The sequence below is a fragment of the Marinobacter sp. VGCF2001 genome (assembly GCF_049943275.1).
GTDB lineage: Bacteria > Pseudomonadota > Gammaproteobacteria > Pseudomonadales > Oleiphilaceae > Marinobacter.
On record NZ_JBNFVX010000009.1, the window covers coordinates 1 to 14,337 of the forward strand.

The following is a 14,337-nucleotide window of genomic DNA, read 5'->3' on the forward strand; positions in this document are numbered from 1 at the left end:
AAATCAGGGATGATTTTGTCGAGCGTACATGGACGTATTCACAGCGTATCCCTGAAGGCCTGCCCCGCTGCCCGCACCACCGCCGCCAGAATCCATGAACCTGATTCCAATGAGGTTTACGCCAATATGGCCCAATACGTATACACCATGAACCGCGTGGGCAAGGTGGTTCCACCCAAGCGGGAAATCCTGAAAGACATTTCTCTGAGCTTCTTCCCGGGCGCCAAAATCGGCGTGCTTGGCCTCAACGGTGCCGGTAAATCCACCCTGCTGCGTATTATGGCGGGCGTTGACCAGGATTACATCGGCGAAGCCCGCCCCCAGCCCGGCATCAATGTGGGTTACCTGCCCCAGGAACCGGAGCTTGACGAAGAAAAAACCGTCAAGGAAATCGTCGACGAATCCGTAGCCCATGTGCATAACGCCCTGGCCGAACTGGATCAGGTGTACGCGGCTTACGCGGAACCGGATGCCGACTTCGACGAACTGGCGAAAAAACAGGGTGAACTGGAAGCCATTATCCAGGCTACCGACGGCCACGACATCGAGCGCAAGATGGAAGTTGCGGCCGACGCCCTGCGCCTGCCGGCGTGGGACCAGAAAGTGAAAGTGCTCTCCGGTGGTGAACGCCGCCGGGTGGCCCTGTGCCGCCTGCTGCTGTCCGGCCCGGATATGCTGCTGCTCGACGAGCCCACCAACCACCTGGATGCGGAATCCGTGGCCTGGCTGGAGCGCTTCCTGCACGATTACGAAGGCACCGTGGTTGCGATCACGCACGACCGCTACTTCCTCGACAACGTGGCCGGCTGGATTCTGGAACTGGACCGTGGCCAGGGCATCCCGTTTGAAGGTAACTACAGCCAGTGGCTGGAGAACAAAGAGAAGCGCCTGGAGATGGAATCCAAGCAGGAGGCCTCCCACCAGAAAGCCGTCAAGCAGGAACTGGAATGGGTGCGCTCCAACGCCAAGGGGCGTCAGTCCAAGAGCAAGGCCCGCCTGGCACGCTTCGAGGAAATGAGCTCCCAGGAATTCCAGAAACGCAACGAAACCAACGAGCTCTACATTCCACCCGGACCACGCCTTGGCAACAAGGTGATTGAAGTTGAAGGCATCAGCAAAGCCTTCGATGACCGCCTGCTGTATGAGGATGTGTCGTTCAGCGTGCCACCGGGTGCCATCGTCGGCATCATCGGGGGTAACGGTGCCGGTAAATCCACGCTGTTCAAGATGATCGCCGGCATGGATAAGCCCAACTCCGGCAACATCACAGTGGGTGAAACGGTGGAACTGGCTTACGTGGACCAGATGCGTGACCTCGACGGCAGTAAAACCGTCTGGGAAGAACTGTCCGACGGCAACGACATCATCAAGGTCGGGAACTACGAAACGCCATCCCGCGCTTACGTCGGCCGCTTCAACTTCAAGGGCTCAGACCAGCAAAAGCGCGTGGGCGACCTGTCCGGCGGTGAACGGAACCGGCTGCACCTGGCCAAGCTGCTGAAGCAAGGCGGCAACGTGTTGCTGCTCGACGAACCCACCAACGACCTGGACGTGGAAACCCTGCGCGCCCTGGAAGAAGCCCTGCTGAACTTCCCCGGTTCCGCACTGGTGATCTCGCACGACCGCTGGTTCCTTGACCGGGTAGCCACTCACATTCTGGCGTTTGAAGACGATGGCGACGTGGTTTATTTCGAAGGCAACTTCACCGACTATGATGCCGACTTCAAGAAACGCAAAGGCGATTCTGCCATGCAGCCCAAACGCATGAAGTACAAGAAGCTGGCCTGAACCCGCACCAAGCCGGCCATTGTGCCGGCTTGTTTTTCTGCTCTGCCCGATACGGAATTCTCTCATGGCAAAAGCCAAAACCGCCTTTGTGTGCACCGAGTGCGGCGCCGATTATTCGAAATGGCAAGGCCAGTGCAACGCTTGCCACGAATGGAACACCTTCAGCGAAGTGCGTGGCGTGGCCGGCCCCGGCAAAGGCGCGCGCAGCGCCCGGTTCGAGGGTTACGCCGGCAGCCTGTCCGAGGTGAAAAGCCTGGACCAGGTCAGCCTGGCGGAACAGGCCCGTATCAGCACGGGTATGCAGGAGTTCGACCGGGTTCTGGGCGGCGGCCTGGTGGAAGGCTCGGCAGTACTGATGGGCGGACACCCCGGTGCAGGCAAAAGCACACTGCTATTGCAGGCGGTTTGCCAGCTGGCCGAGCAGCACTCTGCGCTGTATGTCACCGGTGAGGAATCGCTGCAACAGGTTGCCATGCGCGCCAAGCGCCTTGGCCTGCCCACGAAAGACCTGAAAATGCTTTCGGAAACCTCGGTCGAGCGCCTGATGCAGGTGGCCGAAGCCGAAAAACCGCGAATTCTGGTAATCGACAGTATTCAGGTGATGCACGTGGCCGACATTGAATCGGCCCCGGGGTCGGTGTCGCAAGTGCGGGAGAGTGCCGCGTTTCTCACCCGCTTTGCTAAACAAACCGGCACCATCCTGCTGCTGGTGGGCCATGTCACCAAAGACGGCAGCCTGGCCGGCCCGAAGGTTCTGGAACACATGATTGACTGCTCGATCCTGCTCGAAGGCTCAAGCGACAGTCGCTATCGCACGCTCCGTGGCATCAAGAACCGCTTTGGCGCGGTGAATGAACTGGGCGTGTTTGCGATGCTGGAACAGGGCCTGAAGGAGGTCAAAAACCCCAGCGCCATCTTCCTGAACCGTGGGGAAGACGCCGCTCCCGGCAGTGTGGTGATGGTGGTCTGGGAAGGCACCCGGCCCATGCTGGTGGAAATCCAGGCATTGGTCGACATGGCCCAGGGCAGCTATCCGCGGCGCGTAGCCGTGGGCACAGACCAGAATCGCCTCGCCATGCTGCTGGCGGTTCTGCATCGCCATGGCGGAATGCACGTGGCCGATCAGGATGTGTTTGTAAACGTTGTCGCCGGGGTCAAAGTAAACGAAACCAGTGCCGACCTCGCGCTGCTGGCTGCCGTGGTGTCGTCATTCCGGAACCGGGCGCTGCCGCAGGATCTGGTCATTTTCGGGGAAGTTGGCTTGTCCGGGGAAATCCGGCCAGTACCGAACGGCCAGGAAAGGATCTACGAGGCCGCCAAACACGGCTTCACCCGCGCGCTGGTCCCCAAGGCCAATGTGCCCCGTAAACCTTTAGAGGGGATGAAGGTGATTCCGGTGACCAAGCTGTCCGATGCGCTCACTGCACTGGAAGAGCTTTGATTTAAGCGGGTTAGTCAATCAGGTGCGCAAACTCACGCTCCAGCAGCGCCTGATCCCCCAGATTCAGCTCGACCAATCGCTTCAAATGCGTCGCGCTCTCCAGGTCGATGTACTGGCAGCGAAATCCCAGCCGGTGATCTTCAACGTGCTTGAGCTCCACCGCCATGACAATGGCGGCTTCATGGTCATTCAGGTAAATCACCACTTCACAGGGCTTGTTCAGCGGAACATTCCATGCTTCCGGCCGCTGAACCAGCACGCCTTTCAGTGAAATATCCAGCACCTCGGTAGACCATACCTGGTCCTGACAATGTAACTCACAAGGGGCATCGAAGCTGATTCGATGGAAGCGGCGTTTTTCAGGCTGTTTTGTTGTCACGGGAATGCTCCGGGCCGTCATCTGGCTTTTCCCAGACTATAGACCGGACGCAAAGATGAGTACAGCCTGCTGACAGCGAATCAGCAGGCTGCACAAAGACGGCAGGACTACTGGTGGTACTGCCCGCTGAGCTCGACAACCGCTTCAATGAACGCACCCGCGTGCTCCGGGTCCACCTCGGGCGTAATACCATGCCCCAGATTGAAAATATGCCCGGGGCCAGAACCGTAGCGCGCCAGAATATCGGCCACCTCTTCACGAATACGGGCCTTCGGTGCGTACAGCATGGTCGGGTCCATATTGCCCTGCAGGGCTACTTTGTCACCCACGCGGGCACGGGCATTATCAATATCCGTGGTCCAGTCCAGGCCTACCGCATCACACCCGGAATCGGCGATGGACTCCAGCCACTGCCCACCGTTCTTGGTGAACAGAATGACCGGCACCCGGCGCCCTTCGTGTTCACGAATCAACCCGGCGACGATCTTTCTCATGTAAGCCAGAGAGAACTCCTCGTAAGCCCAGCCACTGAGCACGCCACCCCAGGTATCAAAAACCTGCACGGCCTGGGCTCCGGCTTTGATCTGGCCGTTCAGGTAGTCAATTACCGAATCCGCCAGATGGTCCAGCAACCGGTGCATCACCTCGGGCTGGCCATAAGCCAGTTTCTTGGTTTCGCGGAAATCTTTGGAGGATCCGCCCTCAACCATGTAAGTGGCCAGCGTCCAGGGGCTGCCCGAAAAGCCGATCAACGGCACCCGGCCATTCAGCTCGCGCCGGATGGTAGAGACCGCATTCATCACATAGTCCAGGTCCGACTCGGCATTCATTTTCGGTAACGCGTCCACATCGGCCGCAGAACGAATGACCTTGCGGAACTTGGGACCTTCCCCGGTTTCGAAGTACAGGCCCTGCCCCAACGCATCGGGGATGGTCAGAATGTCCGAAAACAGAATGGCGGCATCCAGCGGATAACGTTCCAGCGGCTGCAAGGTCACCTCGCACGCCAGCGGCGTATTCTTGCAAAGGCTGAGAAAATCGCCGGCTTTGGCCCGGGTTGCACGGTATTCCGGCAGGTAGCGCCCGGCCTGGCGCATCATCCACACCGGGGTGCGGTCTACAGGCTGGCGCATCAGGGCACGCAGGAAGCGGTCGTTCTTCAGCTCGGTCATAGGGTTTCCCGTTCTCGTCGGTAAAAATGGGTCAGAGACAATGGGGAGCAATGATACCCCGTTTACACGAAGAAAAAAGGGCGGCTTACCCTTAGGCAAGCCGCCCTTTCTGACACCGATCAAGCCAGCATCAAACGTCCAGGTAGTCGAGGATGCCCTCAGCGGCCTGGCGGCCTTCCCAGATCGCGGTGACTACCAGGTCCGATCCCCGAACCATATCACCACCGGCAAAGATTTTCGGATGGCTGGTCTGGAACGGAAACTCGGCCTGCTCCAGAGCACTCACGCGCCCGGAATCGTCGGTATTCACGCCGTGCTCCTCAAACCAGGAGGCCGGGCTGGGCCGGAAACCAAAGGCGACCAACACGGCATCGGCCGGTATCACCTCTTCACTGCCCGGCACCACTTCCGGCCGGCGCCGACCATTCTCATCCGGCTCACCCAGCTCGGTGGTGACCACCTTGACGCCTTCAACCTGGTCTTCGCCAATAATGGCGATGGGCTGGCGATTGAACAGGAAATTCACGCCCTCTTCTTTCGCATTCGCCACCTCGCGCCGTGAACCGGGCATATTTTCCTCGTCCCGGCGGTAGGCACAGGTCACGCTTTCGGCCTGCTGGCGGATGGACGTGCGGTTGCAGTCCATCGCGGTGTCACCACCGCCAAGCACCACCACGCGCTTGCCTTTCATATCGATGAAATCGGCCGCTTTCTTCTCAAAACCCAGGCGGCGGTTCACGTTCGAGATCAGGAACGGCAATGCATCGTACACACCGGGGAGCTCTTCGCCCGGGAACCCGCCTTTCATGTAGGTGTAGGTGCCCATGCCCATAAACACGGCATCGTACTCTTCCAGGATCTTGTTGATCTGAACGTCTTTGCCCACCTCGGTGCCCAGACGGAATTCCACGCCCATTTCCTCAAAGACCTTGCGGCGACGGGACATAACAGACTTTTCCAGCTTGAACTCGGGAATACCAAAGGTCAGCAGGCCGCCAATTTCCGGGTAACGGTCAAACACCACAGGCTTGACGCCGTTGCGCACCAGAATGTCGGCACAGCCAAGACCGGCCGGGCCGGCGCCGATCACGGCGACTTTCTTGTCTGTCCACTTAACGTTGGAGACATCCGGCTTCCAACCCAGGGCAAAGGCGGTATCGGTAATGTACTTCTCCACCGAGCCAATGGTGACCGCGCCATAACCGTCATTCAGGGTGCAGGCGCCCTCACACAGGCGGTCCTGCGGGCAAACGCGCCCGCACACTTCCGGCAACGAGTTGGTCTGGTGACACAGCTCCACCGCCTTCATGATGTTGCCCTCCGACACCAGCTTCAGCCAGTTCGGAATGTAGTTGTGCACCGGGCACTTCCACTCGCAATACGGGTTGCCACACTCCAGGCACCGATGCGCCTGCGAGGCCGCATGGGTTTCACTGAACGGGTGATAGATTTCCCCGAATTCGTTTTTACGCTTCTTGGCCGGCACCTTCTTCGGGTCTACCCGCCCTACTTCCACAAACTGGAAGTCATTATTGAGACGTTCTTTCATGTTGCTACTCTCATCAGCTCGATTTCGACGGGGGCCGCGCGCTGGCGCGGCCCATCAACCTTGTTCCGCGCGCCGGTTATTCCGGGCGGGCCCGCGTGCTGGCCAGCAGGCTGCGAAGGTTCGCGGCCTTGGGCTTGACCAGCCAGAAGCGGCCGATGTAATCGTCGAAATCTTCCAGCAGGTGCTCAGCCCAGGCACTTCCGGTTTCGGAAATGTGCTCCCGGATCACCCCGCGCAGGTGGTTCCGGTAGGCCTCCATGTCTTCACGGGAAATACGTTGTATCTCAACCAGTTCGTGGTTGTATTTGTCCACGAAGGTATTGTCGAGATCGAGCACGTAAGCGAACCCGCCGGTCATGCCGGCACCAAAGTTATAGCCGGTGGAACCCAGAACGGTGACCAGGCCGCCAGTCATGTATTCGCAGCAGTGGTCACCGGCGCCTTCCACGACCGCATGGGCTCCGGAGTTACGCACGGCGAACCGCTCACCCGCCGTGCCGGCAGCAAACAGCTTGCCACCGGTGGCGCCGTACAGGCAGGTGTTGCCGACAATGGACGTTTCCTGGGTCTGGAAGTTACTGCCCCGGGGCGGCTTGACCACCAGCTTGCCGCCGGTCATGCCTTTGCCGACATAGTCGTTGGCATCGCCTTCCAGAATCAGGTTCAGACCGCCCACGTTCCAGACGCCAAAGCTCTGGCCGGCGGTGCCGGTCAGGTCCAGCGTAATGGGCGCATCGGTCATTCCCTGGTTGCCATGGCGGGCCGCGATTTCACCGGACAGTCGCGCACCAATAGAGCGATCGCAGTTGGTGACCCGATAGTTCCAGGCACCACCGGACTTCTCGGCGATGGCGGCGGCAGTGTCCCGCACCATTTTTTCCGCCAGCTTGCCCTCATCGAAGGGCCGGTTGCGATCGATCTGGCAGGTGTGCGGCTTGTCGGCCGGAATATGCTCGTTTTCCAGCAGGCGAGTGAGGTCCAGCTTCTTCTGGCGGTCGGTGTTGCCCGGCAAACGCTTCAGCAAGTCGACACGCCCCACCAGTTCTTCCAGCGAGCGCACACCCAGCTTCGCCAGCCACTCCCGGGTTTCTTCCGCCACAAAGCGGAAGAAGTTCATGGCCATGTCCACGGTACCCTTGAAGTGCTCTTCCCGCAGATACTCGTTCTGGGTTGCCACACCGGTTGCACAGTTGTTCAGGTGGCAGATTCTCAGGTACTTACAGCCCAGCGCGACCATCGGCGTGGTGCCAAACCCGAAGCTTTCGGCCCCCAGGATGGCGCCCTTGATAACGTCCAGGCCGGTCTTGATACCGCCGTCAGTCTGCAGGCGAATCTTGCCCCGCAGATCATTGGCACGCAGGGCCTGCTGGGTTTCCGTCAGGCCCAGCTCCCAGGGGGAGCCAGCGTAGCGGATGGAGGTCAGCGGGCTGGCCGCTGTGCCTCCGTCGTAGCCAGACACCGTAATCAGGTCGGCATAGGCTTTCGCCACACCTGCAGCAATGGTGCCCACGCCGGGCTCCGAAACCAGCTTCACTGAAACCAGGGCCTCCGGGTTCACCTGCTTCAGATCGAAGATCAGCTGCGCCAGGTCTTCAATGGAATAGATATCGTGGTGGGGCGGTGGCGAAATCAGCGTCACGCCAGGCACGGAGTAGCGCAGGCGCGCGATCAGATCGTTTACCTTGCCGCCAGGCAACTGACCACCCTCACCCGGCTTGGCGCCCTGGGCCACCTTGATCTGCATCACATCGGCACTGCGCAGATACTCGGCGGTCACACCGAAACGGCCAGAGGCCACCTGCTTGATCTTGGAGCGCCTGTTCGTGCCATGACGGGCCGGGTCTTCACCACCCTCACCGGAGTTGGAGCGACCACCCAGCGTGTTCATGGCAACCGCCAATGCTTCATGCGCCTCCGGCGACAGGGCGCCCAGAGACATGGCCGCAGAATCAAACCGGGGGAAGATGTTTTCTACCGGCTCCACCTCAGACAGGTCGATCGGCTTGATCCCCTCACGGAACACCAGCAGATCACGCAGCGTGGCGACCGGGCGCTCGTTAACCAGACCGGCATATTCCCGATAGGTACCGTAATCCCCGTTGGTCACCGCTTCCTGCAGCTTACCCACCACATCGGGATTGAAGGCGTGGTATTCCTGGCCGTGAACGTATTTCAGCAACCCACCCTGAGAAATGGGCTTGCGCGGTTTCCAGGCAACCGCAGCCAGTTGCTCCTGATCCTGCTGGAAGTCGAAGAAGTCCGCGCCCTGAATCCGGCTGGGCACCCCTTTGAAACACAGGTCGACCACGTTATCGGCCAGGCCAATGGCTTCGAAAAGCTGGGCACCACGGTAAGAGGTAATGGTGGAGATCCCCATCTTCGAGAGAATCTTCAGCAACCCTTTGTTAATGCCTTTGCGGTAGTTGTTCTTGGCTTCGATCGGGTCCATCAGCATTTCGCCGGTGCGAATCAGATCGTTCAGAATCTGGTATGCCAGGTACGGGTAGACCGCCGTGGCACCAAAACCGAACAGCACCGCAAAGTGATGAGAGTCCCGGGCCCAGCCGGTCTCGACAATAATGTTCGAATCGCACCGCAGGCCCTTGGCCACCAGGTGGTGGTGTACGGCACCTGTCGCCATCAGGGCGTTAATGGGGAGATCGCCCTCCGCCAGATCCTTATCACTGAGGATCAGCAGCACCTTGCCGTTTCTGGCTGCGTGCTCGGCCTCTTCACAAACCCGACGCACGGCAGCTTCCAGACCTTCCTCGGCGCGATAGCTCAAGGCAATTTTTTCCGCCTCAAATCCCGGACGATCGTTATTGCTGACCTTCAGGAACTTGGCCGGCGACAGTACCGGAGTCGTCAGAATGATCCGGTTAGCGTGCTCAGGGGTCTCCTCGAACACGTTCTGCTCAACCCCCAGACACGTCTCCAGAGACATCACGATAGTCTCGCGAAGCGGATCAATGGGAGGATTGGTGACCTGTGCGAACTTCTGGCGGAAATAATCGCCTACGTGCCGCACCTTGCTGGACAGAACCGCCATCGGGGTGTCATCCCCCATGGAGCCCACCGCTTCCTGTGCGCCTTCCGCCAGCGGGCGCAGCACCTGATCCCGCTCTTCAAACGAGAGATTGAACATTTTCTGGTGCACCAGGAGTTCGTCGGATTCCATCAGCTTGAATTCCGGCGTGGCCTGGTTCAGCGTGGTTTCCACCCGCAGCGCGTTATCCTTCAACCAGCGTTTGTAGGGCTGGGCTTTCTTCAGGCGCTGATCAATATCCGCGGTGTGCAGAACTTCACCCGATTCGGTATCGATGGCCAGCATTTGCCCGGGCCCTACCCGGCCCTTGGCCACCACATCGTCGGGTGAATAGCTGTAGGTACCCACTTCCGAGGCCAGGGTGATGAAATCATCCTTGGTAATGACCCAGCGCGCGGGCCGTAACCCATTCCGGTCAAGCATACACAGGGCATACCGGCCATCAGACATCACCAGACCGGCCGGGCCGTCCCAGGGCTCCATGTGCATGGAGTTGTATTCATAGAAGGCCCGCAGCTCGGAATCCATGGTATCGACGTTCTGCCACGCCGGCGGAATCATCATGCGCACGGCCCGGAACAGATCAACGCCGCCGGCCAGCAGGATTTCCAGCATATTATCCATACTGGAGGAATCGGACCCCGCCAGGTTCACCAGCGGTTGCAGGGTCTGCAGGTCGGGCAGATCCGGTGAACTGAACTTCGCCGCCCGGGCAATGGCCCAGTTCCGGTTACCGTCAACCGTGTTGATCTCACCATTATGTGCCAGAAAACGGAACGGCTGGGCCAGTGGCCAGCGCGGCATGGTGTTGGTGGAGAAGCGCTGGTGGAACACGCAAATGGCCGTTTGCAGATCCGGGTCGCCCAGGTCTTTATAAAAGTTGGCCAGATCCGCGGGCATCATCAGCCCTTTGTAGGCCAGAGTCCGGTGGGAAAGACTACAGATATAGAACTCCGGGTCGTCCGCCATATCCCGCTCGGCGTGACGACGCCCGACAAACAGGCTGATGGCGAACTCTTTTTCCGGCTTTCCGCCGGGCTCGACAAACACCTGCTCAATGCGGGGGAGGCAATCAAGGGCCATGGGGCCAAGGCAGCTGTCATCGACCGGCACTTCGCGCCAGCCCATGATCTCGAGCCCCTGCTCCGTCAGCCGTCTCTCTACAGCGGCACGGCCCTCGGCCGCTTTTCCCTCGTCCTTAGCCAAAAAAACCTGGCCAACTGCAAATAAGTCGCCAGGTTTTTTGCCGAACGCTGCCTCAGCAGCTTTGTAGAGGAAGGCCTTGGGGCTCTGGATCAACAAGCCACAACCATCACCGGTTTTACCATCAGCGGCAATGCCGCCCCGGTGGGTCATGCAGGTCAGAGATTCGATGGCTGTCTGCAACAGCTTATGGCTCGCTTCGCCCTTCATGTGGGCAATCAGGCCAAAACCGCAGTTGTCCCTGAACTCGTCAGGATGATACAAGCCTGTTGTCATAAGCGTTCTCTCACGTGTAAATGCTTCCAGTCAGCGGGCCTTTTTGCACCAAAAATGGGCAAAAAATACGCTGACTCCGAAAAAAGGGGGAAGGGATTTTACACACGTGAAACTACGTATACAATTTTTTTCGTCGTTTCTCGCAATCAGAAACAGTAAAGCGCACCATTTGGGTGCACTTAATAACTCGAAAACTCCCGCACCCAGGGGTTGGCAATGCGCAACTGCGAAGGCAAACGGCCCGCCGCTGCACGCGCTTCTTCGCGACTGGCGTACTGACCGTAAATCACCATGAACCAGGGCAAATTCTTCCGCTCGCCTCGCGTGTAGCTCAGGTCAGGATTGCCGGGCAGCCGCTCCAGCACATTCAGAACGGTTTGCTCCTGATTCCCGGCCACTAACTGCAGGGTCCATCCGCTGCGCTGGCGCAACTGATCCAATTCAATAAAGTCATCCGGCGCCGCTGGCTGAAAAGCCGGCTCGGTGGGCGGGGCCGCCGGCATGGGAGTCTCTGCATTCGCAACCGGTTCGGCAACAGGTTCTGTCGTCGGTTCGGTCTCAGGCTCTGGCTCAGGCTCTGGCTCTGGCTCTGGCTCTGGCTCTGGTTCTGGTTCTGGTTCTGGTTCTGGTTCTGGTTCTGGGAACGATTCTGGCACACCCACAGACGTCACTTCCGGCTCAGGTGCGGGCTCGGGTTGAACGTCTGGCACCTCAACGGGGTCATTGCCCGGTGCTTGCGTGTCGGTTTCGGGGCCAATGGTGATACTTTTCCGGACAGGCTCCGACATATCCTCCACCGCAGCCTGACGCTGAACGCTGCTTTCATACTGCTGGGAAACAAACCACCAGGAGGCCCCCAAAAGCACCAGCCCGAGCGCCGGCCACCTCAGATGCGCCAGCGTGAAGCCCGTTGCCGGAGCCGCGGACTCCGCCGAAGCGGGCACCCTGTCGAGCCAAACGCCAGGCGCCACACGCTGCAGGCGGGCAAAACTGCCCTGGCTCAGGGATTCAAGTTTTTTCAGCCGTGGCCCCGACAGCAAATCCGCCACGTTTCCGCCGGCCGCGTGAATCCGGGGTTCAAGGTACGCTTTGATATCCTCGCGCCCCAGCGGTGGAAGCTCCATATGATGGGCATGAGCCGAATCGTGACGCTGTTCGAGCTGCGCCCAGACCGGCCCGGCGCCGGCGATAACCGGAACGGCCGCCACCGACCGATCGGATGCGACAAACCCCGCGACCAGTAAATTCACAACATCCGGCTCCACCCGGTCGGCATCATCGATCAGCAACACCTGCCGCTGCCCCCGGCGAATGCCGGATTCAGACCACCGGAAGAAACGGTACACCGCTTCCCGGGGCTCGGCGTCTGCCGGTATGCCGGATTTCGCCAGTTGCTTCAGATGACGGGCCAACGCCTGCCGACTGGTGAGGGCCGATGCAGGCAGGCGATGGAAATCCAGGCGAGAGGATTCGCTGCGAATCAACTCCGACAAAATCCTGGTTTTACCGGCGCCCGGCGCCCCGGTCAGCACCAGCACCATATCGCCAAACCCACAGAGATGTCGCAAGGTTTCAAGCGCGTGCTGGCGCATGGCGTCCGGAAAAAACGGCGTCTCCATATCCAGCGGATTATCCCGAAGCCCGTACCGTTGCTGGAGCCGCGGAAACAACCCTCCGCCATCGGTACTGTTCAAAGATTCGTGAGCCACGTGTCGTCCCTGCATCTGAAATTCCGGGGCATCAGCCTGCCGATGGCAGGAACCCCGTCAAAGTATCGTGGAGATTGTCCGCAGAGGCCTCGTCGGTTGTGAACGCATCACCAACCGATTTCAGCAGAACCAACCGCAGCCGGCCATCCACGTTTTTCTTATCAACCGACATCAGGTTCATAAAATCGGCCTCGGTCATTTCCGGCGGTGCTCTGTCCGGCAGGCCGGCACGCCGGATCAGGGCATTGGCTCGCTCGCGATCTTCCTCGGAGATAAAGCCCTCGCGAACCGACAGGTCCGCCGCCATCATCATGCCCGTACCCACCGCCTCGCCATGCAGCCAGTTCCCGTAGCCGGCAAACGTCTCGATCGCATGGCCAAAGGTATGACCAAGATTGAGAATAGCCCGCAAGCCACCCTCGCGCTCATCCAGCGCCACCACCTCGGCCTTGCACGTACAGGAGCGGAAAATGGCCTCACCCAATGCCTCGGCATCCAGGCGAACCAGACTATCTATCGCTTCTTCCAGCCAGGACAGAAACGCTTCGTCCCGGATCAGTCCGTACTTGATCACCTCGGCAAGACCGGCAGACACTTCCCGCGCGGGCAAGGTCTGAAGCGTATCGGTATCAATCAGAACGGCCTGTGGCTGGTGAAAAGCGCCCACCATATTTTTGCCCAGCGGGTGATTGATACCGGTTTTGCCACCTACCGACGAGTCTACCTGTGACAGCAGCGTCGTCGGAACCTGGATAAACGGCACACCACGCTGATAGCAGGCTGCCGCAAAGCCGGCCATATCACCCACAACACCGCCGCCCAGGGCAACCACCGTTGTCTTACGGGTATGGCGCTGCTCCAGAAGGCCGTCGAAGATCTGATTAAGGGTTTGCCAATTTTTGTATTTTTCGCCGTCCGGCAAGGTAACCACATCGATGGCCTTGCCCGGAAAACAGGACTTCACTTTATCGAGATACAGGGGCCCAACGGTGTCGTTGGTCACGATCATCACCTGCTGGCCAGCCACCCAGGGCGTCAGGTCGAACGCCCCTAACAACCCCTGCCCGATAATGATCGGATAACTGCGCTCCCCGAGGTCAACCTTGAGCTCTCGAAGTACCTTGTACATTGTGCCTGCCCTCTTTTCGCCGCTGCCGTCTGTGGCGGGGCGTTTTCGGATTAATACGGTTAACCAGTTGTCGAACCACCAGCCGTGGGCTTTTCCGGTCGGTAAACATCACGATATCGGCCAAACGGGTATAGAGCGGGTCCCGGATGGCGAACAGCCTGCGTAAAACACCTTCGGGATCGTCGTTTTGCAGAAGTGGCCGGTTCCGGTCTTTGCGCGTTCTCTCAACCTGCTGCTCGATGGAGGTTTTCAGATAAATCACGACCGAATTCTTTTTCAGCAGGCCGTGGTTTTCTGCCCGCATCACTGCGCCGCCCCCTGTAGCCAGAACTGTGCCGGCCTCGTGGGACAACTCCTCGAGCATGGCGGTCTCCCGCTGGCGAAAGCCGTCTTCACCCTCAACGTCAAAGATCCAGGGGATATTGGCGCCGCACCGCTCTTCAATAATCCGGTCCGAGTCCAGAAACCGATAGCCGAGCTCTTTGGCAAGCAGACGGCCAATGGTACTTTTTCCAGCCCCCATGGGCCCAACCAGAACAACACGTTTGGGCAAAGACATAATTTCCGCTCAACAGGTTTAGGCCGGTGAGAATAGCATAAGGGCAGCAAATCCATAAGCCGCCCCACGCAGTCTGAAAGCCGCCC

The 14,337-nt window shown here is 59.4% G+C and carries 9 protein-coding genes; 2 read left to right on the forward strand and 7 right to left on the reverse strand.

Annotated elements, in window-relative coordinates; all coding sequences use genetic code 11:
- The first annotated feature begins 126 nt into the window (after positions 1-126).
- Both ettA and radA read left to right on the forward strand, forming a co-directional pair.
- Positions 127-1,788, forward strand: a complete 1,662-nt coding sequence (gene ettA, locus ACP2AU_RS10230; protein ID WP_426376183.1) for an energy-dependent translational throttle protein EttA — start codon at positions 127-129, stop codon at positions 1,786-1,788.
- Between the two features lie 64 nt (positions 1,789-1,852).
- The gene (gene radA / locus ACP2AU_RS10235) at positions 1,853-3,229 is read left to right on the forward strand and encodes a DNA repair protein RadA (protein ID WP_426376039.1); all 1,377 of its coding nucleotides are present in this window, start codon (positions 1,853-1,855) and stop codon (positions 3,227-3,229) included.
- A gap of 10 nt (positions 3,230-3,239) precedes the next feature.
- On the opposite strand, the gene ACP2AU_RS10240 is transcribed toward radA, so the two are convergent.
- The 7 genes from ACP2AU_RS10240 to aroK all read right to left on the reverse strand — a co-directional run bounded on the left by ACP2AU_RS10240 (position 3,240) and on the right by aroK (position 14,251).
- The gene (locus ACP2AU_RS10240) at positions 3,240-3,629 is read right to left on the reverse strand and encodes a PilZ domain-containing protein (RefSeq protein WP_426376041.1); all 390 of its coding nucleotides are present in this window, start codon (positions 3,627-3,629) and stop codon (positions 3,240-3,242) included.
- Between the two features lie 86 nt (positions 3,630-3,715).
- Entirely contained in the window at positions 3,716-4,780 is a 1,065-nt protein-coding gene (gene hemE, locus ACP2AU_RS10245; protein WP_426376042.1) for a uroporphyrinogen decarboxylase, read from the reverse strand.
- Positions 4,781-4,910: 130 nt separating this feature from the next.
- Positions 4,911-6,329: an FAD-dependent oxidoreductase gene (locus tag ACP2AU_RS10250; RefSeq protein ID WP_426376043.1), complete on the reverse strand. Its 1,419-nt coding sequence runs from the start codon at positions 6,327-6,329 to the stop codon at positions 4,911-4,913.
- A 76-nt stretch (positions 6,330-6,405) separates the two neighbouring features.
- Positions 6,406-10,854, reverse strand: coding sequence for a glutamate synthase large subunit (gene gltB, locus ACP2AU_RS10255; protein ID WP_426376044.1), 4,449 nt, complete (start codon positions 10,852-10,854; stop codon positions 6,406-6,408).
- A gap of 179 nt (positions 10,855-11,033) precedes the next feature.
- Positions 11,034-12,578 (reverse strand): AAA family ATPase, encoded by a 1,545-nt coding sequence (locus ACP2AU_RS10260; RefSeq protein WP_426376045.1) that lies wholly within the window; start codon positions 12,576-12,578, stop codon positions 11,034-11,036.
- A 16-nt stretch (positions 12,579-12,594) separates the two neighbouring features.
- Positions 12,595-13,692, reverse strand: a complete 1,098-nt coding sequence (aroB, locus tag ACP2AU_RS10265) for a 3-dehydroquinate synthase (RefSeq protein ID WP_426376046.1) — start codon at positions 13,690-13,692, stop codon at positions 12,595-12,597.
- Positions 13,661-14,251, reverse strand: a complete 591-nt coding sequence (gene aroK, locus ACP2AU_RS10270; RefSeq protein WP_426376047.1) for a shikimate kinase AroK — start codon at positions 14,249-14,251, stop codon at positions 13,661-13,663. Before aroK ends, aroB begins: the two co-directional genes overlap by 32 nt.
- Positions 14,252-14,337: the final 86 nt, after the last annotated feature.